The organism is Photobacterium sp. (assembly GCF_033720175.1).
GTDB lineage: Bacteria > Pseudomonadota > Gammaproteobacteria > Enterobacterales > Vibrionaceae > Photobacterium.
This window is the reverse complement of sequence record NZ_JAWWDA010000015.1, coordinates 105925-130347: the sequence shown is the minus strand read 5'-3', so window position 1 is coordinate 130347 and position 24423 is coordinate 105925. Positions and strand designations below refer to the sequence as shown.

Genomic DNA, 24423 nt, shown 5'->3' with positions numbered 1-24423 from the left:
GTCTCAGAACAACACTGAATCAGACTTTGAATGCCCCGCTATACTCTGCAACTCTTGCGAGATAGTGACACTATTTTTTAGTAAGTGAAACTACCACAACTCATTGGAAAAGATATTTGGCTTAAAACAAAAAAGGGGCTTTATGCCCCTTTTATTTACAACTTATAGATCAAACTTCACTTCATCCAGAAGCTTGATGGCGGCACTGTGGTACTCAGCCACTTTTTCCAGCGAGAGCTTGTCTGCGTTGAAGTCACCCCAGGAAGCCACCAGCTCAGAACGTTTCACGCCTGCTTTTACCGGGTACTCATAGTTAACTTCCGCGTACATTTGCTGTGCTTTATCGTCCGTCAGGAACTCCATTAACTTCTGGGCATTTTCTTTGTTTGGCGCATATTTGGCCATCGCCATACCACTGACGTTAACGTGAGTACCGTTCGCTTTCTGTCCTGGGAATTCAATGTAAACAGACTCAGCCCACGGCTTTTGCTTCTCGTCGTTGATCATCTTGCCAAGGTAATAGCTGTTACCAATAGCCAGATCACACAGCCCTTCTTTAACCGCTTTCACCTGAGCGCGATCGTTACCTTGCGGCTTACGTGCCAGGTTGGCTTTAACGCCTTCCAGCCACTCTTTTGCTTCCGCTTCACCATAGTGGGCGATCATAGAAGAAACCAATGAAACATTGTACGGGTGCTTACCTGAGCGGGTACAGATTTTACCTTTCCACTCAGGGTTCGCTAAATCGGTATAATCAAAATCTGCAGGCAGGTGACCGACGCGATCACGGGATGCGTAAACATTACGTGTGCGTAGTGTCAGGGCAAACCACTCATCTTCAGAGTCGCGGTATTGTGCAGGAACATTAGCTTCAATGACTTTGCTATCAACTGACTGAACCAACTGCTTATCAGACAGTTCAACCAAGCGGCTGATATCGGTTGTCAGCACAACATCTGCCGGGCTGTATTCGCCTTCTTGCTGGAGCTTTTCCGTCAGGCCAGTTTTGGCAAACTTTACATTTACTTTAATGCCGGTTTCCTGAGTGAACTCTTTGAACATAGGCTCAACCAGGAAAGGCTGACGGTAAGAGTAAACATTCACTTCTTCGGCAGCAGTCGCTACCTGAGGCACAGCCAAACCAAACAAAATTGCCGAAGCCAACAGCTTTTTCATCGAATAAACCCTCTAACGCAAAATGGAATGATAATAGTTATCAATATCACTCAATTATACTGAAGCACTTCGACAAAACAATGCGCCAGAACAAAAAAAACAAAAAAAACGCTGCCAACTGGCAGCGCTTTCTTAAAGTTGTGAGCAAAATATATGTTACTCGTTTCTTAGTTTCTACTCTCTCGTTCGATGAAGTGAATTTATTTCACGCTGACAAACTCAGGGTAAGCATCAATACCGCAGTCATGTAAATCCATACCTGCCAGCTCTTCTTCTTCCGTTACCCGGATACCCATAGTCACTTTCAGCACTCCCCATAATGCAAGACTTGCCGCAAATACCCAGCCAAAGATGACTACCGCACCGAGTAGCTGAGCACCAAATGTTGCGTCCGCATTGCTAAATGGCACGACCATCAGGCCGAATAAACCACATACTCCGTGCACTGAAATTGCACCGACCGGATCATCAACTTTTACTTTATCAAAAGCGATGATACTGAATACAACCAACACACCCGCAACGACACCAATACTCACGGCAGCCATAGGTGATGGCGACAGTGGATCAGCGGTAATCGCAACCAGCCCCGCCAACGCACCATTTAGCACCATGGTTAAATCGGCTTTACCCCAGGTTGTTTTACATACCGCTATCGCGGCTATCGCACCTGCAGCCGCCGCGGCGTTGGTGTTTAAGAAAATCTGACCAACCGCTGTTGCATTTTCAAAGTCAGATAACATCAACTGCGAACCGCCGTTAAAACCGAACCAGCCAAACCACAGGATAAACGTACCCAATGTTGCCAGTGGCATATTTGAACCCGGGATCGGGTGGACGGAACCGTTCTTACCGTATTTACCTTTACGGGCACCTAGCAATAACACTCCCGCTAAAGCAGCTGCGGCACCAGCCATGTGGACGATACCTGAGCCGGCAAAGTCGCTGAAACCCGCTACAGACAGAAAGCCGCCGCCCCAGGTCCAGTAACCTTCCATTGGGTAGATAAATGCCGTAAAAATGATAGCGAAAAGGAGGAACGACCATAATTTCATTCGTTCAGCAACAGCACCGGATACCACGGACATCGCGGTTGCAACAAAGACCACCTGGAAGAAGAAATCAGATTCCAGCGAGTGATCGGCGCCTTCGGCCTGGCTGCCAATTAAGGCTCCAATGGAGGGTAACCAGCCGCCTTCCCCGTTCTCGAGGTACATGATGTTATAGCCGACAATCAAATACATGGTGCAGGCGATCGCATACAGGCAAAAGTTTTTAGTCAGAATTTCAGTCGTATTTTTAGATCGCACCAAACCCGCTTCGAGCATGGCAAACCCGGCCGCCATCCACATCACCAGCGCCCCTGACATCAAGAAAAAGAATGTATCGAGCGCATAACGCAACTCTGTTACCGTCGTTGTTAGTTCCATTGTCGTCTTCCTCTGTAACCACTAGATTTGTATTTATTCCATTACGTAAGAACAATGCTTAAAGCGCTTCGAGATCTGTCTCACCGGTACGGATACGCACTGCATGTTCCAGGTCATAAACAAAAATTTTGCCGTCACCAATTTTCCCTGTCTGTGCCGCCTTAGTGATTGCCTCAACAATGGCATCAAGGTTCTCGGCCTGAGTCGCTATCTCCAGCTTTACCTTCGGCAAGAAATCGACCTGATATTCAGCGCCGCGATATAGCTCGGTATGCCCTTTCTGACGGCCAAATCCTTTAACCTCAGAGACTGTCATCCCCTCAACGCCAACATCCGATAGTGCTTCACGAACATCATCCAGCTTGAAAGGTTTAATAATTGCATTAATCAATTTCATCGCCTGCTCCTTTAATTCAAATTCCTTATGATTGACACAAGTTAAGTAACAAGCTTTATGCCAAGTTTTAAAGCTATTAAATTTCAGCAACTTAAATAAAATAAAACGAGGAAACGAAAAAGGCCGCACCATATCGGTGCGGCCTTTTCACTGAAACGATGCAAAAAGAAGAGAATTCAGGAAACCTATTAAAAGCGAGTCACGAATGCACGCCATGCATGCAAAACCTGCTCAAGATCTTCAAAACCACACAACGACATACTCTCTTCGTCATAAAAATGCATGTCTTCATCAAACTCATCATCTTGTTCTGAAAACATGCAGTTAGCCTGTACTAAAGCTTCGTTATCCTGCAGTACCAGCGAGAGGTCTTCTCCCAGCAAACGCCATTCTTTGGTGCTATTTTTTAGCGCACCAATCTGGGCCTCTATCGTATCCATCTTATCAAAGTCTTTACCGACCTCTTCCAGCAACCAGCGCCCCAGTGCTTCATGGCCCATCGAAAAAATCACATGATAGCTACCGTCCAGGGTATTTTTCTTAAATTCGTAGTCCATAGCTATCCTCAAAATCTGGTAGTGTAATGTGTGTTGAAGTTCGCACATTTTCAGGATCTGAACCAATAATGCAACTAAATGCGACCATTGCGCGGCAAATCGTTGAGCGCACCATGAAGATCATTAAATATTCCGTCAATGTCATGGATGATCAAGGACGGATCATCGGCTCCGGCGATCCTTCTCGCCTCAACCAACGTCACGAGGGTGCCATTCTCGCTTTAAACGATAACCGTATTGTCGAAATTGATCAGGCGACTGCGCAGCAACTGAAAGGAGTTAGGCCAGGGATCAATCTACCGATAATATTTCAGGATCAAGCTATCGGGGTGGTCGGAATTTCAGGCGATCCCAGTGCGATTCACAATTATGGCGAATTGGTCAAGATGACCGCCGAATTGATCGTCGAACAAGCCGCTTTAATGGCACAGATTCAATGGAATAAACGTCACCGGGAAGAGTTGGTATTACAGCTGATCCAGGGGACGGCACTCAATGAGAACCAACTTTTATCGATTGCGGAGCGACTAGAGCTCGATCTCTCCCAGCCTCGTATCGCCGCCATTGTTAAAGTTTACCCGACCAAAGGGGAAATTTTATCCTTGGAACATATTCAGCGGTTGGTCCACCTTCTCGAGTATCCAGAACGCGATAACCTGGTTGGGATCGCTTCAGTCTCCATGAATGAAGTGGTGGTGCTGAAACCGATCACTTTAGATGCTAACGGCTGGTCCCGTTCATTAGAGCAAAAACGCGTTCATAAGCTGATAACGCGGATAGCGAAAGAAGGTAACTTCCGTATTCGCATTGCACTGGGAGACTATTTTCCTACATTGCAGGGGCTCTCTCGCTCTTTCATGACCGCCAAAGCAACATTAGAAGCCACAACATACCATAACGATCCAAGCAGCCACGATCCAAGCCATCATGATCGAAGTAAACATAGCAGCAATACCAATGAAGTGCTGTTTTATCAAGATCACATCTTACCGGTATTACTCAGTGGCTTAAAACATGACCCATGGCGTCATGAGTTATTAAACCAGCCGAGGGTACAATTAGAACATCACGATCCTCGTGGTGTACTGCTCAAAACCTTGAAGACATTTTTCGCCCAAAATTGTGACTTAGCTCAAACCTGCGAGAGCCTTCATATTCACCGAAATACCCTGCGTTATCGGATAGAAAAGATAGAACAAATAACCTCCTTATCTTTCAGTAAGATACCTGACAAAACAAGGTTGTATCTCGCACTAATCAATTGACCCTGGAAAATATCAAATTGTGCAATTGCACAATTTGACGATTCTAACCTTCATTTTATTTGTCATCTTGCCTAAAGCATCGTCTCCCCTAACTCAGTACAGTTGCCTCCACTCAAACACACTGTGTTTATCGACATATTTCACTCACTATGGATAAGCGAAGATGATGGTAGAAGTCTCAACCCTCGGTGCTCTGGCCGCATTAATTGTTGCAATCAGTTTGATCTTAAAGAAAGTTCCCCCCGCTTACGGCATGATCATCGGCGCCCTGGTCGGTGGTATTGTCGGTGGCGTATCACTGACTGACACCGTCAGCCTAATGATTGGCGGTGCTCAGGGCATCGTCACTGCAGTGCTGCGCATTCTCGCCGCCGGTGTGCTGGCTGGGGTATTGATTGAATCTGGCGCGGCAACGTCGATAGCTGAAACCATCGTGAAAAAAGTCGGTGAAACCCGTGCCCTGCTTGCACTCGCTGTCGCCACCATGATCCTAACGGCTGTCGGCGTCTTTGTTGACGTTGCCGTTATTACTGTTGCACCTATTGCCTTAGCAATCGCACGTCGTGCTGATCTATCGAAAATGGCGATTCTACTTGCGATGATTGGTGGTGGTAAGGCCGGTAACGTAATGTCACCCAATCCAAATGCCATTGCCGCAGCCGATGCCTTCAATGTTCCGCTGACATCCGTCATGATGGCAGGTGTTATTCCCGGTTTATGCGGGTTAGTTCTCGCCTATTTCATTGCCAAAAAGCTCGTTAACAAAGGCACTAAAGTACAAGAATATGAGGTCGTCGCGGTTGATCATAGTCGCCTGCCTAAGTTTTCCGCTGCCATTGTGGCACCTTTAGTCGCTATCGCACTGCTTGCGCTACGTCCAATTGCTGGCATTAATGTTGATCCGCTTATTGCGTTGCCTTTAGGCGGTCTGATGGGGGCTGTTATGATGGGGCGTTTTCGTGATACCAACCATTTTGCAGTCTCTGGCCTGAGCCGTATGGCGCCCGTTGCAGTCATGCTCTTAGGTACCGGTACTCTGGCAGGCATTATTGCCAATTCTGGTCTGAAAGGCGGCCTGATTGACATCCTTACCGCATCGGGTCTGCCGTCTTATCTACTGGCGCCAATCTCCGGTGCCATGATGTCGCTGGCCACTGCATCGACAACAGCAGGTACAGCGGTTGCATCAAGTGTCTTTAGCCATACCATCCTTGAATTAGGTGTGCCCGCATTGGCTGGTGCTGCAATGATCCATGCAGGTGCAACCGTGGTTGACCATATGCCGCACGGCAGTTTCTTCCATGCCACAGGTGGTGCTGTTCACATGGACATTAAAGAACGTTTAAAACTGGTTCCTTACGAATCTGCGGTCGGTCTGATGATTGCCGTCGTTTCCACTCTTATTTTTGGTGTCTTTGGTCTGTTCGTTTAAGAGGCTTACTGCTATGAAAATTGTTATTGCACCTGATTCTTATAAAGAAAGCCTGACGGCAATGGAAGTCGCGACGGCGATTGAAGCGGGCTTCCGTCAGGTACTGCCCGATGCCGAATATTATAAACTGCCGATGGCTGACGGCGGTGAAGGCACGGTTCAGTCTCTGGTTGATGCAACCAACGGCACCGTTATTGAGTGCCCGGTAACGGGGCCGATGGGCGAACCGGTACAAGGTTTCTATGGCCTGATGGGCGATGGTAAAACAGCTATCATTGAAATGGCTGCTGCGTCTGGCCTGCATCTTGTACCAACCGAGCAGCGTAACCCCTTGCAAACGACCACTTATGGTACTGGCGAGCTGATCAAAGCGGTACTCGCTCAGGGGGTCGAGCATATTATTGTCGGGATCGGCGGTAGCGCGACCAACGATGGCGGTATTGGCATGGCACAAGCCCTTGGTATTCGCATGCTTGATGCTGATGGTAAAGAAATTGGCTATGGTGGTGGCGCACTGGCTCGCCTGAATACGATCGATATGTCCGGTTTAGACCCTCGTCTGGCAGACGTAAAACTCGAAGTGGCTTGCGATGTCGATAACCCCCTTTGTGGTCCTAAAGGTGCTTCGCATGTCTTTGGCCCGCAAAAAGGTGCAACACCAGAAATGGTCGAGCAGCTCGACGCCAACCTGGCCCGTTATGCAGAAATCATCAACCGCCAACTCGGGCGTGACGTAAAAGACATGGCAGGGGCGGGAGCTGCCGGAGGATTAGGTGCCGCACTGCTTGGTCTGCTACAAGCCAGCCTGCGCCCGGGAATAGACATTGTCATGGATGCGGTTAACCTGAGTGATATAGTGGCAGATGCCGATCTTGTGATCACCGGTGAAGGGCGGATCGACAGCCAGACGATTCACGGTAAAACACCGATCGGTATTGCTCGTACCGCGAAAAAATTTCACCTTCCGGTGATCGCCATTGCGGGCTGTGTGTCGCGAGACAGCAATGTCGTGTATGACCACGGTATTGATGCCGTCTTCAGTGTCGTTCCTCGTGCCATGGCACTGAGTGATGCTCTGAACGAGGCCGCTTTCAATGTCCAGATGACTGCGCGTAATGTCGCAGCCATGTTTATGGTCGGGAAAAGGTAACCATTCAGTTTCGAGTTTCGAGTAACTAATGATAACCCCCACATAAAGAAAAAGAGCAAGCTCACCGCTTGCTCTTTCTTATTACATGGCCTCGGAACGGATCAATATGATGACGAAACAAAGAATGTCTCGGATCCAGCAACTCGTCCCTCGCCTCTGTTACCTCTACACTGCCGTCTGGATAATCACATCATCCGCTTTCTTGGTATAGCTTTCCATACGATGGAAATTCAAGTAACGGTAGGTATCAGCGGCTGTTGCATCAATCTGCTTCGCATACTCCAGGTACTCTTCCATGGTTGGAATACGACCAAGGATCGCCCCCACGGCCGCAAGTTCAGCAGAAGAAAGATAGACATTGGCTCCCGTACCCAATCGATTCGGGAAGTTGCGCGTTGATGTCGACATCACGGTCGCGTTATCGGCAACACGCGCCTGATTACCCATGCAGAGCGAACAACCCGGGGTTTCAATACGCACCCCGGCACGGCCAAAGATACCGTAGTAACCTTCTTCGGTGAGCTGATCTCTATCCATCTTGGTTGGCGGAGCCACCCATAGGCGGGTCTCTAACTGGCCGCCGAATTTCTCAAGCAACTTACCTGCGGCACGGAAGTGACCGATATTGGTCATGCAAGAGCCGATGAACACTTCATCAATCTGTGTTCCCTGAACATCAGACAGCAGACGCGCATCATCCGGATCGTTTGGCGCACAAAGAATCGGCTCTTTGATATCAGCCAAATCAATGTCGATAACGTGTGCGTATTCCGCGTCTTTGTCAGCTTCCATTAGCTCAGGATTAGCCAACCACTCTTCCATTGCCGTAACACGACGCTCGATAGTACGACGATCGCCGTAACCTTCAGCGATCATCCACTTCAACATCACGATGTTGGAGTTCAGGTATTCCGTAATCGATTCTTCAGACAGCTTCACGGTACAACCTGCCGCACTACGCTCAGCGGATGCATCAGACAGCTCAAAGGCCTGTTCAACCGTCAGGTGTTCAACACCTTCAATTTCCAGTACCCGGCCAGAAAATTCATTAATCTTACCCGCCTTCTCTACGGTCAACAGCCCTTGCTGAATCGCGTAATAAGGAATGGCATGCACTAAATCACGCAGGGTAATACCTTCTTGCATTTCACCTTTAAAGCGAACCAAGATAGATTCAGGCATATCAAGCGGCATCACACCGGTTGCCGCAGCAAATGCTACTAAACCAGAACCGGCAGGGAATGAAATACCCAGCGGAAAACGGGTATGTGAATCACCACCGGTACCGACGGTATCAGGCAGTAGCATACGGTTTAGCCATGAGTGGATAACACCGTCACCCGGACGGAGTGATACACCACCACGGTTCATAATGAAATCCGGTAGCGTATGGTGAGTCTTCACATCAATGGGTTTAGGGTAAGCCGAGGTATGGCAGAAAGACTGCATGGTTAGGTCGGCAGAGAAACCCAGACACGCCAGGTCTTTCAGTTCATCGCGGGTCATAGGCCCGGTGGTATCTTGCGAACCCACCGTTGTCATCTTGGGTTCACAGTAGGTGCCGGGACGAACGCCTTCAACACCGCAGGCTTTACCCACCATTTTCTGCGCTAAACTATAACCTTTACCGGTATCTGCTACCTCGCTCGGACGGCGGAATACTTCAGAAGCAGGAAGAGAAAGTGACTGGCGCGCACGATCTGTCAGGCCACGCCCGATGATCAGCGGAATACGGCCACCAGCCCGGACTTCATCAATCAGTACATCGGTTTTCAGTTCAAACGTCGAAACCACTTCATCGCTGCCGTGATGGCGAACTTCACCTTTAAATGGATAGACATCAATCACGTCACCCATATTCAGTGCAGTGACATCGACTTCGATAGGCAATGCGCCGGCATCTTCCATGGTATTAAAGAAGATAGGGGCAATCTTGCCGCCCAGCACATAACCACCGGCACGCTTGTTCGGTACATATGGAATGTCATCACCCATAAACCAAAGCACGGAGTTAGTCGCCGATTTACGCGATGAACCGGTACCCACAACGTCGCCCACGTAAACTAACTGGTGGCCTTTTTCTTGCAGCGCTGCAATTTGTTTAATGGGCCCAATTGAGCCTGGTTGATCCGGTTCAATGCCTTCACGGGCATTTTTTAGCATGGCTAAGGCGTGAAGTGGGATATCAGGACGCGACCAGGCATCCGGTGCCGGTGACAGATCATCGGTATTGGTTTCGCCCGTCACTTTAAACACGGTCAGGGTAATTTTTTCAGCCAGTTCCGGCTTAGACAGGAACCACTCAGCATCAGCCCATGACTGTATAACTTGCTTGGCGAAGTCATTACCCGCTTTAGCTTTCTCTTCGACATCATAGAAAGAGTCAAACATCAGCAGGGTGTGAGAAAGCGCCTTAACCGCAATAGGAGCAAGTTCGGCATCATCAAGCAGAGAGATAAGTGGTTCAATGTTATAACCACCCTGCATGGTGCCAAGAAGTTCTGCGGCTTTTTCTTTGCTAACAATAGGAGAGACTGCTTCACCTTGAGTGATGGCGGCTAAAAAGCCCGCTTTAACATAAGCAGCTTCATCTACGCCAGGCGGAATACGGTTTTCTAGCAGATCAAGCAGTGCAGACTCTTCACCTGCTGGCGGTGTTTTTAACAGCTCGACCAGATCGGCAACCTGCTCAGCATTTAAAGGCTGAGGGACAATCCCTTCTGCTGCACGCTCTTCGACGTGTTTACGGTAGGCTTCAAGCACGACATATTCCTCATATTACGGTTTAACCTTAATTGGTCAAACATCCTTGGAAGTGGTTTATCTCCTCTCATCATGCGCGCTGTATTGTTTCTCAAACTCAGATCCAAATGCGGGCAGAAGGAATCAAAACCGTTCGCTCACTTTACCAGTTTTAACTTAAAATTAAAATCCACTCTGTTTTTACAACATTCACATTTTCAGCTAATTAGCCGCGGCAATTCGGATATTCAGAACGCTCCGCCCAAAAACAGATAGAAAGAGTCAAAATTTTCTTCGGTTCGGCCATAGGCCAGAATTAACGGCCCCGCCGGGGTTTTAATACCGCTGAAAATACTACCCGCCCAGTATTTAGGCACTTCAGCAAAAGGTAACGAGTTATCATTGAATACCCCGCCCCATTCAACCGAGCCGCCAATATAGACCGGCGATTTGAACAGGCCAAAGTCATTATCCATCAGACGATAGCGATAGATGGCAGCAGAAAATATTTTGTTATTACCCGCCAGACTATTTTTCGGAATGCCTGACAGGTGTAAGAACCCTCCCAGCTCTGCCGGTTCCAGCTGCAGATCTTCATCCGATTTGACACGCCCGTATTCCGCTTTTCCCATAACAGTGTGGCGTTGATAGGTATAGGCTCCTTTCCATCGCGCCTCGGCCAGAAAGGCAATATCGCTGATTGATTCACCAAAATATTCAACGTTATCATCTGAAACAGCAAACTCTACTTTCAGTAAATTACCGTAGCTCGGCAAGCTATAATCATCCAGCGTGTCGAGGTTATAGCTAATATAGCCAACGTTGCTGCTGCGTGACAGGGTTCCTAATAGCTCACCAAAAAAGCCCGGGAAAGTCACATCACCGTCAATATAGCGATAGCCTAAGCGTACCTCCTGCCACAGTTCTGGCTGCCAGCCCAATGACGCATCCAGCGCTGTCTTCACATACTTTGCTGATATAAAGTCATCAATATCGGCTAACAAAGGCTCGGCTTCATTGAGCGCCAGGTTTTTATGGCTGATTTCATACTCTGCACCGAGCAAAGCAAACCATTCCTGATCGCTGATAAAGGGCAGATACATTTCAGTTGCCGCCCTTTTATCGGTACCGAATTCCAGCTCGGTTCGCCACTCGGCCCCCGCATCACTTAAGCCGGTGACATTAAATGCCACACCGATCGAATAATCCGTGGTGTTTTTAAAGTCATCTTCGAGCGCAAAACGTAAATCAACAAAGTTCGGCCCCCAGCTTTTTTCCTGAACATCCAGAGCCACGACATTTTTTCCGTGCTCTTGTTCAATGCTGTAATCAATCCGCTCGAATCGATCCAGAGCATAAAGATTACGAACGCTATCAGCGAGTTGTTCTGCACTGATTGTTGCTCCGGATTCGAGATCCAGCCGCTTAAGCAATGCCTCATCTGAATATTGGCTATAATTGGCAAGGCGAATTTCATCAACCCGCAGCTTATCGAAATGCTTCAACTGACGGCGGCGATGCTGTTTATTATCGATATAGGTCTGATAGGTTACCGAGCTGCCAAGCTGAGACAGCTGCTCTTTCATCGCCATCGTCGTATTATAGCCAATCTCATACGCTTCTGGCATTCGCTGAAAATCGATGGTTTTAATGCCCTGGGTATCGGGTCGGATCAAGAAATCCCGCTCACTGAGCAATGCGATCTGTTGCGTCACATTATTGCGAACCATAAAATCTGTCAGCTGATCCATCACGGCAAAGTAATTATTCAGCTCATCGCGGCGTTTAAAATCATTGCTGATATCGACCGCTATAATAATGTCGGCCCCCATCTCCTTTACCACCGAGATCGGTAAGTTATTGGTGATACCGCCATCAACCAGTAGCTGGTCGTTCAACGCCATTGGCGGTAAAATACCGGGAATAGACATGCTGGCTTGCATGGCCTCCGCTAAATCCCCTCTGGCCAATATCACCGGTTGTAAAGACTCAATATCACTGGCTACCGCCCGAAACGGGATCGCCAGCTGATCAAAACTCTCAAACTTAGGCAGCCCCCCTGACGTCGAGCGTAAAATCTCGCCCATTTTTTGCCCTTGAACAAAGCCTTTGGGCATTTTCAGTTCCCACAACCCAAAACCGATATCCGTCTTAATCTGAAAACGATCTTCCTGCTGCTTTTCCCTGACCCGACGGTCACTGCGCTCGACACGATCCTGATAGCCTGAACTCCAGTCCACGGTGTCAATAAAAGCTTCTATTTCATCAGCACTCATACCTGTCGCATACAAGCCTCCGACATAAGCTCCCATGCTGGTTCCGGCAATATAATCCACCGGAATATGCATTTCTTCCAGCGCTTTCAACACCCCGATATGAGCAGCCCCCTTCGAGCCGCCGCCACCAAACGCCACGCCAATTTTAGGCCTGTCATCCGCTAACGATTTAAAGGATAGCAACAGACAAAAAGTGATATTAATCACTAAAGTTATGTAACAAGTGGACCGATAAACACAGGAGTGCCGATTTTTCAGTGATGGATTCACAAATATCATTCTCTTTAAAATCCGTGAACTGAACACATACACCAATAAAATTAATTAATATCAATCACTTAATTAATTACAATAATATTAAGATTGGCATATTTGCAAATACTTCTTTAGCTGTTCAAATCGCCCTGAAGCGAAATAGCTACTTATTAATATCACAACAGACAAGTAACTCATCATTATGACGTTCAACCAACTAACCATAAAACAAAAGCTGATCTTTGCGATAGTGCTTGCCGTACTGGCTTCGACGGCCCTGGTCGGATTTATCAGCCAGAACCAAGCCCGTAATGTGGTCGAAGAACGATTATTAGCGTCCGAACTTCCAGCCACTTTGATCCAGATAAGAGAAACTATCGACAAAGAAATAGCGGTTATACAATCTGCTGCGGAGCAATTGGCCACTAACCGCTTTATTATCGAGTTCTATAATGGTGCCCGTTCACCTCAACAAGAAGCGCAACTAGTTCAGATTCTGAATGATATCAGAATTCAATATAACTTAGTCGACTCCTCTGTTGCTGATCGGAGCAGTAATCATTACTGGAACCAGGATGGATTTCTCCGCCGCCTCAATCAGCAACAGGATGGTTGGTTCTTTGATTATAAGAACAGTGGTGATGCCAAGATGCTAAATGTCTTTCGTGAAGCCAACGGTGACGTAAAACTCTTTGTGAACTTCCAGCAGCTTAATGGCCAAGGCATGTCAGGCTTGTCTAAATCATTAAATGAAATGGTCACGTTCATTAATCAGTTTCAACTGGAACAAAGTGGCTTTGTTTACCTTACCGATGCCGAAGGCATGATCCGCCTGCACAAAGACAGCGGGAAAATGGGTAAAACCGACCTGAACCAACTCTACGGCTCGGCTATTGCCCGCCAACTGCTAAACAAAGACAGCTTTAACTTTGCAGAATCTGAGGTCGGCGGACAAGCGACCCTGTTGGCGACCAGCTATATCCCTTCCATGGGCTGGTATATCGTTGCAGAACTCCCGAAAGAAGAAGCCTTTGCCGGCCTTAACCAGGCCCGAAACGAGATCATGATGTGGACGGCTGCTATCGCGGTCATTTTTGTTCTGCTCGCTATCTGGCTGGCCAGTAACATCACCCGTCCAATCGAACGCTTAGCCTCCGTGTTCAAAGATCTGGGTGAAGGCGAAGGTGATTTGCGTCACCGCATTGAGATTCAGGGTAAAGATGAAATTGCTCAGCTCGCAGAAGGCTTTAACAGCTTCATCGGCAAAATCCATTACTCGGTCAAAGAGGTCGCTGAAACGGGTAATGCCCTGCGTGAGGCCGCTGAATCGGTCGCGACTCAATCACAAATGACGCTTGATAATAGCCACAGCCAGCGCGACCGCACCATTCAGGTGGTTACCGCCATCAATCAGATGGGGGCGACCGTTAACGAGATAGCCGGTAATGCGGCCCAAGCCGCCGAGGCCGCGCATGGCGCTGAAGAAGCAACCAACAATGGCCAGGCTATTGTGACCCAGGCCAGAGATACCATTAATCAGTTATCGGGCGATGTCGAACAGGTCAGCGAAGTCATTGGCTCCCTGGCGAACAACACCCAGGCTATCGGCAGTATCTTAGATGTGATCCGTAGCATTTCAGATCAAACCAACCTGTTGGCGCTGAATGCTGCGATTGAAGCCGCCCGGGCCGGTGAGCAAGGGCGTGGTTTCGCCGTGGTTGCCGATGAAGTTCGCAGCCTGGCCAGCCGCACAGCAGATTCTACCGATGAAATTCAAACCATGATCAACCGCCTGCAGGAAGAGGCAGGCAATGCAGTAACGGCGATGCAGCAGAGCCGCCAGCTGACCTCTGACGGAGTGTCAGCAACGGATGAGGCATCCGGGGCACTGGTCTCGATAGCCGATCGCATTACGCTGATTTCAGATATGAACACCCAGGTGGCAACGGCAACTGAAGAGCAATCGACCGTGGTGCATGATATTAACCGCAACATCGAAGAGATCAACGAAACCACCCAGCGCACGGCAGATACCGCGACTGAACTGGCTCACTCCAGCCAGTCTCTACGCGAACTGTCTAAGCGTTTGGATGAAATGGTGGGGACGTTTAAGCTTTAAAAAGCAGGGCGAGATCGCTCGAGACTCGCCCCTCTCCTCTGTTTTTCGCACAAAAAAAAGGAGCCTTATGGCTCCTTTTCAGAATACGAAAAAATTACTTCTTCTTTTTCTTCGCTTTCGCATTCGGTAAGTCAGTGATGCTACCTTCGTAGATCTCTGCCGCCATACCGATTGACTCGTGAAGCGTTGGGTGGGCGTGAACCGTCAGAGCGATATCTTCTGCATCACAGCCCATCTCGATCGCCAGGCCGATTTCGCCAAGCAACTCACCGGCATTGGTACCGACGATAGCACCACCGATAACGCGGTTAGTGTCTTTATCGAAGATAAGCTTCGTCATACCGTCAGCACAGTCAGATGCGATTGCACGGCCCGATGCCGCCCAAGGGAAAGTGGCGGCTTCGTAGTTGATGCCTTCCGCTTTCGCTTCTTTCTCGGTCTTACCTACCCAAGCAACTTCCGGCTCCGTATAGGCAATTGAAGGGATCACTTTAGGATCGAAGTAGTGCTTCTTACCCGAGATCACTTCAGCCGCAACGTGGCCTTCATGCACACCTTTGTGAGCAAGCATAGGCTGGCCTACAATGTCACCAATCGCGTGAATGTGAGAAACGTTCGTGCGCATCTGCTTATCGACGTTGATGAAACCACGCTCATCGACATCAATGCCCGCAATACCCGCATCAAGCAGTGTACCGTTAGGAACACGGCCGATTGCAACCAGTACCGCATCATAACGGGTCGGCTCAGCAGGTGCTTTCTTGCCTTCCATTGATACGTAGATACCGTCTTCTTTGGCTTCAACCGCGGTCACTTTCGTTTCCAGCATCAGGTTGAACTTGTTCTTCACACGCTTGGTGTAAACTTTAACGATATCTTTATCTGCAGCAGGGATCACCTGATCGAACATTTCAACAACGTCGATCTGAGAACCCAGAGCGTGGTAAACCGTACCCATTTCAAGGCCGATGATACCGCCGCCCATGACCAGCAGTTTCTCTGGCACTTCGTTCAGTTCCAGCGCATCAGTAGAATCCCAGATACGTGGATCGTCATGCGGGATAAATGGCAGTTTAATTGGACGAGAGCCCGCTGCAATAATCGCATTGTCGAAGTTAACTGTTGTTGTTTCTTCGCCTTCCACAACGATGCTGTTAGGACCGGTAAATTTACCGAAACCATTAACAACCGTCACTTTACGCATCTTAGCCATACCGCCAAGACCGCCAGTCAACTGATTTACAACTTTTTCTTTCCACAAACGGATCTTAGAGATATCAGTTTGAGGTTCGCCAAAAACGATACCGTGGTCGGCCAGCGCTTTGGCTTCTTCAATAACTTTAGCTACGTGCAGTAGTGCTTTCGATGGGATACAACCCACGTTCAAGCAAACACCACCTAGGGTGTTGTAGCGTTCGATGAGTACTGTTTCCAGACCCAAGTCAGCACAACGGAATGCTGCGGAGTAACCGGCAGGACCGGCACCAAGTACCACGACCTGGGCTTTGATTTCTTTGCTCATCTTGACCTCGTTGTAGTCTTTTATCCCTGACAGGCTTGTAAAGATATTCGATTTTATTGTTTTTCAGCCACATAACATTTTACAGAGGTGTTAACGGAGTGAAAAATAAAATCACAGAGCCTGTGAGCTATACAACAATTCCGGTATCAGATTTTTCACTGATACCGAAATTGGGCGGTAATAACCTTACGGTTGCTGTCTTGTCGGTGACCGAAGTCTGTTCCTAATTAAAAATAATTAAAGAACCAGACGACGAATATCAGACAGACAACCGTTGAGGTAAGTAATGAAACGCGCACCTTCAGCACCATCGATCACACGGTGATCGTAAGACAGTGACAGAGGAAGCATCAGGCGAGGTTCGAAGTCCTTGCCGTTCCATACTGGTTTCATTTCAGACTTAGATACCCCAAGGATACCGACTTCTGGTGCATTTACGATTGGGGTAAATGCAGTACCGCCCAGGCCACCAAGGCTAGAGATAGTGAAACAGCCACCCTGCATATCTGCAGCCGTCAGCTTACCAGCACGTGCTTTCTTAGAAACAGCCATTAGCTCTTCAGACAGCTCGTAGATACCTTTCTTGTTCACGTCTTTGAATACCGGAACAACCAGGCCGTTTGGCGTATCAACAGCGATACCCACATTCACATACTTCTTCAGGATCAGGCTTTCACCGTCTTCTGAAAGAGAAGAGTTGAAGGACGGGAATGCTTCAAGTGCTTTAGCAACAGCTTTCATGATAAACACAAGCGGCGTGATCTTCATGCCTGTGTCTTTCTTCGCTTCAATTGCGTTCTGCTCTTTACGGAATGCTTCCAGCGCAGTGATGTCTGCGTTATCCCACTGTGTAACGTGCGGGATCATTACCCAGTTACGGTGCAGGTTAGCGCCAGAGATCTTCTTGATGCGAGACAGAGGCTTCGTCTCAACGTCACCAAACTTGCTGAAGTCAACTTTCGGCCAAGGTAGCAGACCCAGTGCAGAACCGTCGCCACCTTTAGCTGATGCCGCAGCACCAGATTCAAGGCGCTTAAGCGCTTCTTTCACGTAGTTCTGTACGTCTTCTTTCTGGATACGGCTCTTACGACCCGTTCCTTTCACCTTAGACAGGTTAACACCGAACTCACGAGCAATACGGCGAACAACTGGCGATGCGTGCGCATACTCGTTGTTTTCCTGGAAGTCGCCCGTTGCAGCCGGAGCGGCTGGTGCCGCTTGAGCTGCAGGTGCCGGTGCGGCTGCTTGAGCAACAGGCGCCGCTGCAACCGGTGCAGGCGCTGCGCCCGCCACTTCAAAGACCATGATCAGAGAACCAGTAGACACTTTGTCACCAGCCGCGATCTTGATTTCTTTAACGGTACCCGCGAACGGTGCCGGTACTTCCATAGAAGCCTTGTCACCTTCAACCGTGATCAGAGATTGCTCTTCTTCAACGGTATCGCCAACAGCAACCATGATTTCAGTCACTTCTACTTCGTCACCGCCGATATCCGGTACGTGAACGTCTTTTGCTGCAGAGGCTGCTGGTGCAGCTGCAACCGGTGCCGCCGCTTCAACGGCAGGTGCTGCAGGTGCAACTGATGCGCCAGAGCCTGCCACTTCAAAGATCATCACCAAAGAGCCCGTTGATACTTTATCGCCAACTGCAATTTTGATTTCTTTTAGTACCCCAGCAAACGGGGCAGGTACTTCCATTGATGCTTTATCGCCTTCAACAGTAAGAAGAGATTGCTCTTCTTCGATGCTGTCGCCAATAGCCACCATGATTTCAGTCACTTCGACTTCGTCACCACCGATATCCGGTACGTGAACTTCTTTCAGCTCAGCCGCCGCAGGAGCCGCTGCAACAGGTGCCGCCGCTTCAACTGCAGGTGCTGGCGCAGCGGCTGCGCCTTCTGCTTCAAAAATCATGATTAAAGAACCGGTAGAAACCGTGTCGCCTTCAGCGATTTTGATTTCTTTAACAATACCCGCTTGAGAAGCTGGTACTTCCATAGAGGCTTTGTCGCCTTCTACAGTGATCAGAGATTGCTCTTCTTCAACCTTGTCGCCAACGCTAACAAGAATTTCAGTGACTTCAACCTCGTCTGCACCAATGTCAGGTACATTAATTTCGATTGCCATGTTTTATTGCCTCTTACGCGTATAGCGGGTTCGTCTTGTCAGCGTCGATCTCGAATTTCGCAATTGCTTGTGCAACGACAGATTTCTCGATATCACCACGTTTAGCCAGTTCAGTCAGTGCCGCAACTACCACGTAGCCCGCGTTAACTTCGAAGTGACGACGTAGGTTTTCACGGCTGTCAGAACGACCGAAACCATCAGTACCAAGTACTTTGAAAGATTCAGACGGCATGAATGCTCGAACTTGCTCAGCATAGTTCTTCATGTAGTCCGTTGCTGCGATTGCAGGTTCACTGCCCATTACTGTCGTGATGTAAGGTACTTTCTGCTCTGCTTCCGGGTGCAGCATGTTGAAACGCTCAACATCTTGGCCGTCTCGCGTCAGCTCATTGAATGAAGTAACGGAGTAAATGTCAGAAGCTACGCCGTAATCATCGCTAAGGATCTGAGCGGCTTTGCGTACTTCGTTCATGATCGTACCAGAGCTCATCAACTGAACCTTAGGCGCTTTTGCTGACTCAGAACCAGCGTAAGATTCCAGCTTGTAGATACCCTTACGAATGCCTTCTTCAGCGCCTTCCGGCATTGCTGGCATTGCGTAATTTTCGTTCATTAGCGTCAGGTAGTAGAACACATTCTCTTGGTTCTCACCGTACATGCGACGAATACCGTCTTGCATGATAATCGCCAGCTCGTAAGCAAACGTTGGATCGTAAGAGATACAGTTAGGTACTGTGTTCGCCTGAATGTGGCTGTGGCCATCTTCGTGCTGCAGGCCTTCACCGTTTAGGGTCGTACGGCCAGCCGTTGCACCGAGTAGGAAACCACGTGCTTGTTGGTCGCCCGCCATCCATGCCATGTCGCCAACGCGCTGGAAACCGAACATAGAGTAATAGATGTAGAACGGGATCATCGGCAGATCATTGGTGCTGTATGATGTTGCCGCAGCAACCCATGAAGACATTGCACCAAGCTCGTTGATACCTTCTTGCAGTACCTGACCTGACGTTGCTTCTTTATAGTAAGAAACAACGCTACGGTCTTCAGGGGTATATTCCTGGCCGTGCGGGTTGTAGATACCAATTTGACGGAACAGACCTTCCATACCGAAGGTACGTGCTTCATCGGCGATGATAGGAACGATGTTCTTACCAATGCCTTTGTTTTTAAGCAGGATGTTCAACGTACGAACAAATGCCATTGTGGTCGAAATATCACGCTTTTGCGCGTCAAGCAGTGGCTTGAACTCTTCAACCTCAGGAATAGCCAGCTCTTCAGTGAACTTAGGCAGACGCTTTGGCGTGTAACCGTACAGGGCGTTACGACGGGCATGCAGGTAATTATACTCAGCAGAACCTTCTTCCAGCTTCAGATACGGAAGAGACTTCATGTCTTCGTCAGCAACCAGATCTTGCAGGCCAAGACGATCACGCAGGTGCTGAACATGCGTCATGTCCATTTTCTTCACACCGTGAGCAATGTTCTTGCCTTCGGCCGCATCACCCATACCGTAACCTTTAACGGTTTTAGCAAGGATGACTGTTGGACGACCCGTGGTTTCTTTTGCATTGTTGAACGCAGCGAACAGCTTAGAAGACTCGTGACCGCCACGCTTCAGCGCGAAGATCTCGTCATCGGTCATATCGGCAACCAGCGCCGCTGTCTCTGGGTACTTACCAAAGAAGTGCTCACGTACATAAGCGCCGTCTTTAGCTTTGAATGTCTGGTAGTCACCATCGATAGTTTCGTTCATTAGCTGAAGAAGCTTACCGGTCGTGTCTTTCGCTAGCAGCGCATCCCAGTTGTTACCCCAAACCACTTTCACCACATTCCAGCCAGCACCTTTGAACAGGCCTTCCAGCTCTTGAATGATCTTGCCGTTACCCATAACAGGGCCGTCTAGACGCTGTAGGTTACAGTTGATCAGGAAGCATAGGTTGTCTAGCTTTTCACGCGAAGCGAACGAAATTGCACCGCGTGATTCTGGCTCATCCATCTCACCGTCACCCAGAAACGCATAGACGCGCTGAGCAGATGTCTGCTTAAGACCACGACCTTCCAGGTATTTTAGGAAGCGGGCTTGATAGATGGCAGAGATAGGGCCAAGACCCATAGATACAGTCGGGAACTGCCAGAACTCAGGCATTAGTTTAGGGTGCGGGTATGAAGGGATACCTTTACCATCAACTTCTTGACGGAAGTTATCTAACTGCTCTTCAGTTAAACGGCCTTCAACAAATGCACGAGAATAGATACCCGGAGATATATGGCCCTGGTAGTAAACCAAATCGCCGCCATCAACTTCATTTGGTGCACGGAAGAAGTGGTTGAAACATACTTCGTAGAAAGCAGATGCCGACTGATAAGAAGCCATGTGGCCACCCAGGTCTAAATCTTTCTTAGAAGCACGTAGTACGATCATGATTGCGTTCCAACGGATAATGGAACGAATACGACGCTCAAGAGTGGTATCACCCGGATACGCAGGCTCTTGTGCAGCTGGAATCGTATTAATGTAGTTAGTAGTGATGCCCGTTGGCATATCTACACCGTCTAAGCGTGCTTTATCCAACACTTGCTCAAGTAGGTACTGAGCACGTTCTACACCTTCTTCACGAACTACTGATTCAAGAGCTTCTAGCCACTCTTGAGTCTCAAGTGCGTCAACGTCATTTTTCATGACTTCAGACATGCGATCTATCCTTTCGTTGATAATCTACAAAACTAACAATGTCGCGACTGTTTACTACCTGCCTCGGCTTATATGAGGGGTATTAATCCAGCCCATCCTTGCGTTGTTGAATCCGACGAAGAGAGCGTTCACGTCTGCTATCTTCACGCGTTAAATCCAACAGGGTTTCCTCGATATAAGCCAAATGTGCATGCGATGCTTCACGAGCTTGTTCTGGCTGACCAGAAACAATCGCTTGCACAATATCGGCTCGATGCTTTCGCACCTTTCCCACCACTTCTGGGCGGCGGTTCAGGAGCTCAAAGTTTTGTAATACGTTTTGCTCTAGCAATGGGGCCAGGCTGCGGATGATATGCAGCAATACCACGTTATGTGCGGATTCGGTCACCGCAATCAGGTACTGCATTACCGCGCTGGCTTCGGCTTTCTGATCGCCTTGCTGCTGAGCCTCTTGTATCCGTGTATGACAGTCACGAATACGAGTGAAATCTTCTTCGTTGCCTCGTAATGCTGCGTAATAAGCAGCAAGCCCCTCAAGGGCATGACGGGCTTCTAGCAAGTCCAGTTGTGTTTCAGGGTGAGCCGCCAGCAAATCCAACAATGGTTCAGAAAAACTCTGCCATAGTTTCTCGGTCACAAACGTACCCCCGCCCTGGCGACGAGTGAGCAGTTTTTTAGCTTCAAGTCGCTGGATAGCTTCCCGCACTGAGGGACGTGAAACATCGAATTGCCTAGCCAACTCACGCTCCGGAGGTAGCTGCTGCCCGGGGGACAAGGTGCCCTCCAAGATCAGACGCTCAATCTCCTGCTCGATAGCATCGGAGAGCTTAGGTTGGCGAATCCGTTTATAAGTCATTTTTTATTTATGCTTCTTGTACTTATATCGTTTCAGACAAATCCACTATGTAACTAAGTGCGGATAATTGGTCTTACCAATTTAACAATGGGAATAAAGTTTACAGAAATAATTGAAGATGTCCACCCGCGACTTGATGGAAATCATAGAATGACGGGTGATTTAACAAAAACGTCAAATTGTATCAACTTATGAAAACATTATTAAAAAGAGGTGGTAACAGGCGGGAGTGTGATAGAAGGTAGAAAATTGTTAATGGTCAGACCAAATGCTTACCAACCATTATCTCATTCGACACTAGCAAATATTGAACAGCGCGGTTTTAAACAATCGCCAGTCAAAAGCCAGACCGGGATCGGTTTTGCGGCCCGGCGCAATAAACTCATGCCCGGTGATCCGGGAAGTATTGATATGAGGATAACGTGTCATGATAGCCCGGCTAAGCCCTGTTAAGGTGTCGTACTGAGCCTGGGTATAAGGGAGGGTGTCCGTTCCTTCCAGTTCTATACCAATAGAAAAATCATTACATTTGTCTCGCTCGGCAAAACGTGAAACTCCGGCATGCCAGGCGCGACAATCAAACGGTACAAACTGAATAATACCGCCATTTCGTCTGATTAAACAGTGTGCTGACACACGTAATCCAGAAATTACCTCGAAATAGGGATGTTCATTCGGATTTAACTGTCCGGTAAAGAGTTGTTCAATATAAGGGCCGCCGAACTGTCCCGGCGGCAAACTGATGTTGTGTACCACCAGCAGCGAAATATCCAGGGCTTCCGGGCGTTGATCATAAAAAGGGGAAGGGACGTGTTTGACGCCGTCGAGCCAGTGATTATTATTGATTGTGAACATTTGTTAATCCTGTGGGGTTAAGATCCTAGAAGCGAGTATCGAGTGAAAAAATCCTAGAGGACACATCACGCATCTCAAAGCGCAGCGCCCTGGCTTCTATTTCTCGGGTCCTGTCAGGCAGACTCCCTGAGCCACGACTGAGAGTCAAGCTTTTCTGCTCTTCCCATAGAACCTTAGGGCCATAGGGCCGCTGTTAAAACCGCTCTTTCTTGCTTTTCCTCGGTTCTGGGTTCTCGCATCTCGCGGCATCTCAAGGTATGATCAGCATTATTAAAATCCGGGAAAATTCTACCCGCTTTTCCTGTTCATTAGCAGCTCAACCTATTGCTACGGATCCGCCATGACTAAGATGGAAAGAAAACACGACAGCCAAGCGCGCTTAGACTACTTAAAACAACAATTACCGCAAGAGATCAGCCGCGCGGTCGCAGATACCCTGCGTGAAGATCTGGGCGGTACGATCAATCCTGAGCTCGATATTACCGCCAGCCTGATCCCGGCACAAAGCCAGAATGTGGCGACCATTATTACCCGTGAACACGGCGTGTTCTGTGGTCAGCTATGGGCTGATGAAGTCTTCAAACAGTTGGGCGGCGAAGTGACTATCGAATGGCATGTCCAGGATGGCGATACCGTAGAGCCAAACCAGACTCTCTGCACCCTGACCGGCCCGTCGCGTATTTTGCTCACCGGTGAACGCAATGCCATGAACTTCATCCAGACCCTGTCGGGCTGTGCCACCGTTGTCGCCCAGTATGCCAAGCAACTCGAAGGAACCCGTACCCGCCTGCTTGATACCCGTAAAACCATTCCGGGCCTGCGCAGTGCGCTGAAATATGCGGTCACCTGCGGCGGCGGCTATAATCACCGTATCGGGGTCTTTGATGCGTATCTGCTCAAAGAAAACCACATCATAGCCTGCGGCGGCATTGCCCAAGCTGTCGAGGCGGCGAAACAACTCAACCCCGGCAAGCCGGTCGAAATCGAAACGGAAAATCTGGACGAGCTGCAACAGGCGATTGATGCCGGTGCCGACATCATCATGCTGGATAACTTCACCACCGAGATGATGCGCAAAGCGGTTGAAATCAACCAGGGCCGGGCGGCATTAGAAAATTCCGGTAACGTGACCCTAGAGACGATCCGTGAATTTGCCGAAACCGGCGTCGATTACATTTCTGTCGGGGCGCTGACCAAGCACCTCAAGGCGATGGATCTATCGATGAGGTTTGTCTAAAAGCGGTACTATGGTAAGAGCGGTCCTAGGCCCTGGGGCTGCTCTTCATCAAAGTTCACATCACAATAAAGCCACTTCTTTCTTTCAGACTTTCTTATTTTTTACTTCTATTCTTTTCTGACCGAAGTTCTAACACCCCACAGGACCACAGGACCACAGGACCACAGGACCACAGGACCGAATTTACTCTTCCCCCAAAACATTCAACATACTCCATCAGAAAACAGACCCCAACACCCACTAAGTTGATAATTTTCTTAATAAAAAACTGCGTCCCACCCCCCTCCTGCATATGCAACAAATGTAATCGCTTGCGTTATATTTCAGACTGCGCC

General features: G+C 48.7%; 17 protein-coding genes. 6 read left to right on the top strand and 11 right to left on the bottom strand.

Annotated elements, in window-relative coordinates:
- Positions 1-162 precede the first annotated feature (162 nt).
- From R3289_RS16320 to R3289_RS16305, 4 genes are all read right to left on the bottom strand, one after another.
- Positions 163-1176, bottom strand: coding sequence for a Fe(3+) ABC transporter substrate-binding protein (locus R3289_RS16320; protein WP_318926748.1), 1014 nt, complete (start codon positions 1174-1176; stop codon positions 163-165).
- 200 nt (positions 1177-1376) lie between these two features.
- Positions 1377-2606 carry an ammonium transporter gene (locus tag R3289_RS16315; protein ID WP_318926747.1) on the bottom strand — a complete coding sequence of 410 codons (1230 nt, stop codon included), beginning with the start codon at positions 2604-2606 and terminating at the stop codon, positions 1377-1379.
- 58 nt (positions 2607-2664) lie between these two features.
- The gene (locus R3289_RS16310) at positions 2665-3003 is read right to left on the bottom strand and encodes a P-II family nitrogen regulator (RefSeq protein ID WP_318926746.1); all 339 of its coding nucleotides are present in this window, start codon (positions 3001-3003) and stop codon (positions 2665-2667) included.
- Between the two features lie 188 nt (positions 3004-3191).
- Complete coding sequence (locus tag R3289_RS16305) at positions 3192-3560, bottom strand: YacL family protein (RefSeq protein ID WP_318926745.1); 369 nt, start codon at positions 3558-3560, stop codon at positions 3192-3194.
- 68 nt (positions 3561-3628) lie between these two features.
- On the opposite strand from R3289_RS16305, the gene R3289_RS16300 reads away from it, so the two are divergent.
- The 3 genes from R3289_RS16300 to R3289_RS16290 all read left to right on the top strand — a co-directional run bounded on the left by R3289_RS16300 (position 3629) and on the right by R3289_RS16290 (position 7407).
- The gene (locus R3289_RS16300; RefSeq protein ID WP_318926744.1) at positions 3629-4825 is read left to right on the top strand and encodes a sugar diacid recognition domain-containing protein; all 1197 of its coding nucleotides are present in this window, start codon (positions 3629-3631) and stop codon (positions 4823-4825) included.
- Positions 4826-4991: 166 nt separating this feature from the next.
- On the top strand, positions 4992-6257 hold the full coding sequence (locus tag R3289_RS16295; RefSeq protein WP_318926770.1) for a GntP family permease: 1266 nt from the start codon (positions 4992-4994) through the stop codon (positions 6255-6257).
- Between the two features lie 13 nt (positions 6258-6270).
- On the top strand, positions 6271-7407 hold the full coding sequence (locus R3289_RS16290) for a glycerate kinase (protein WP_318926743.1): 1137 nt from the start codon (positions 6271-6273) through the stop codon (positions 7405-7407).
- Between the two features lie 165 nt (positions 7408-7572).
- Here R3289_RS16290 and acnB read toward each other — a convergent pair whose 3' ends face one another.
- Positions 7573-10170, bottom strand: a complete 2598-nt coding sequence (gene acnB / locus R3289_RS16285) for a bifunctional aconitate hydratase 2/2-methylisocitrate dehydratase (RefSeq protein WP_318926742.1) — start codon at positions 10168-10170, stop codon at positions 7573-7575.
- Between the two features lie 227 nt (positions 10171-10397).
- A complete protein-coding gene (locus R3289_RS16280; protein WP_318926741.1) occupies positions 10398-12632 on the bottom strand; it encodes a patatin-like phospholipase family protein in 2235 nt (744 codons plus the stop codon).
- 250 nt (positions 12633-12882) lie between these two features.
- Between R3289_RS16280 and R3289_RS16275 the strand changes: the two genes are divergently transcribed.
- Complete coding sequence (locus R3289_RS16275; protein ID WP_318926740.1) at positions 12883-14799, top strand: methyl-accepting chemotaxis protein; 1917 nt, start codon at positions 12883-12885, stop codon at positions 14797-14799.
- 94 nt (positions 14800-14893) lie between these two features.
- Here R3289_RS16275 and lpdA read toward each other — a convergent pair whose 3' ends face one another.
- Positions 14894-16321: a dihydrolipoyl dehydrogenase gene (lpdA, locus tag R3289_RS16270; RefSeq protein ID WP_318926739.1), complete on the bottom strand. Its 1428-nt coding sequence runs from the start codon at positions 16319-16321 to the stop codon at positions 14894-14896.
- Positions 16322-16419: 98 nt separating this feature from the next.
- Here lpdA and R3289_RS16265 point away from each other — a divergent pair, with 98 nt between their 5' ends.
- Positions 16420-16548, top strand: a complete 129-nt coding sequence (locus tag R3289_RS16265) for a hypothetical protein (protein ID WP_318926738.1) — start codon at positions 16420-16422, stop codon at positions 16546-16548.
- A 10-nt stretch (positions 16549-16558) separates the two neighbouring features.
- Here R3289_RS16265 and aceF read toward each other — a convergent pair whose 3' ends face one another.
- From aceF to ampD, 4 genes are all read right to left on the bottom strand, one after another.
- Positions 16559-18448 carry a pyruvate dehydrogenase complex dihydrolipoyllysine-residue acetyltransferase gene (gene aceF, locus R3289_RS16260; protein WP_318926737.1) on the bottom strand — a complete coding sequence of 630 codons (1890 nt, stop codon included), beginning with the start codon at positions 18446-18448 and terminating at the stop codon, positions 16559-16561.
- Positions 18449-18461: 13 nt separating this feature from the next.
- Positions 18462-21140 (bottom strand): pyruvate dehydrogenase (acetyl-transferring), homodimeric type, encoded by a 2679-nt coding sequence (gene aceE / locus R3289_RS16255; protein WP_318926736.1) that lies wholly within the window; start codon positions 21138-21140, stop codon positions 18462-18464.
- A gap of 82 nt (positions 21141-21222) precedes the next feature.
- Positions 21223-21996 carry a pyruvate dehydrogenase complex transcriptional repressor PdhR gene (gene pdhR, locus R3289_RS16250; protein WP_318926735.1) on the bottom strand — a complete coding sequence of 258 codons (774 nt, stop codon included), beginning with the start codon at positions 21994-21996 and terminating at the stop codon, positions 21223-21225.
- Between the two features lie 297 nt (positions 21997-22293).
- Positions 22294-22851, bottom strand: coding sequence for a 1,6-anhydro-N-acetylmuramyl-L-alanine amidase AmpD (gene ampD / locus R3289_RS16245; protein WP_318926734.1), 558 nt, complete (start codon positions 22849-22851; stop codon positions 22294-22296).
- Positions 22852-23200: 349 nt separating this feature from the next.
- Here ampD and nadC point away from each other — a divergent pair, with 349 nt between their 5' ends.
- Complete coding sequence (gene nadC, locus R3289_RS16240) at positions 23201-24088, top strand: carboxylating nicotinate-nucleotide diphosphorylase (protein ID WP_318926769.1); 888 nt, start codon at positions 23201-23203, stop codon at positions 24086-24088.
- Positions 24089-24423 lie beyond the last annotated feature (335 nt).

Excerpts from the sequence above, each read along its gene's own strand:
- R3289_RS16320 (WP_318926748.1), bottom strand. The coding sequence starts at position 1,176 with ATGAAAAAGCTGTTGGCTTCGGCAATTTTGTTTGGTTTGGCTGTGCCT.
- R3289_RS16315 (WP_318926747.1), bottom strand. The coding sequence starts at position 2,606 with ATGGAACTAACAACGACGGTAACAGAGTTGCGTTATGCGCTCGATACA.
- R3289_RS16310 (WP_318926746.1), bottom strand. The coding sequence starts at position 3,003 with ATGAAATTGATTAATGCAATTATTAAACCTTTCAAGCTGGATGATGTT.
- R3289_RS16305 (WP_318926745.1), bottom strand. The coding sequence starts at position 3,560 with ATGGACTACGAATTTAAGAAAAATACCCTGGACGGTAGCTATCATGTG.
- R3289_RS16300 (WP_318926744.1), top strand. The coding sequence starts at position 3,629 with ATGCAACTAAATGCGACCATTGCGCGGCAAATCGTTGAGCGCACCATG.
- R3289_RS16295 (WP_318926770.1), top strand. The coding sequence starts at position 4,992 with ATGGTAGAAGTCTCAACCCTCGGTGCTCTGGCCGCATTAATTGTTGCA.
- R3289_RS16290 (WP_318926743.1), top strand. The coding sequence starts at position 6,271 with ATGAAAATTGTTATTGCACCTGATTCTTATAAAGAAAGCCTGACGGCA.
- R3289_RS16275 (WP_318926740.1), top strand. The coding sequence starts at position 12,883 with ATGACGTTCAACCAACTAACCATAAAACAAAAGCTGATCTTTGCGATA.
- lpdA (WP_318926739.1), bottom strand. The coding sequence starts at position 16,321 with ATGAGCAAAGAAATCAAAGCCCAGGTCGTGGTACTTGGTGCCGGTCCT.
- aceF (WP_318926737.1), bottom strand. The coding sequence starts at position 18,448 with ATGGCAATCGAAATTAATGTACCTGACATTGGTGCAGACGAGGTTGAA.
- aceE (WP_318926736.1), bottom strand. The coding sequence starts at position 21,140 with ATGTCTGAAGTCATGAAAAATGACGTTGACGCACTTGAGACTCAAGAG.
- pdhR (WP_318926735.1), bottom strand. The coding sequence starts at position 21,996 with ATGACTTATAAACGGATTCGCCAACCTAAGCTCTCCGATGCTATCGAG.
- ampD (WP_318926734.1), bottom strand. The coding sequence starts at position 22,851 with ATGTTCACAATCAATAATAATCACTGGCTCGACGGCGTCAAACACGTC.
- nadC (WP_318926769.1), top strand. The coding sequence starts at position 23,201 with ATGGAAAGAAAACACGACAGCCAAGCGCGCTTAGACTACTTAAAACAA.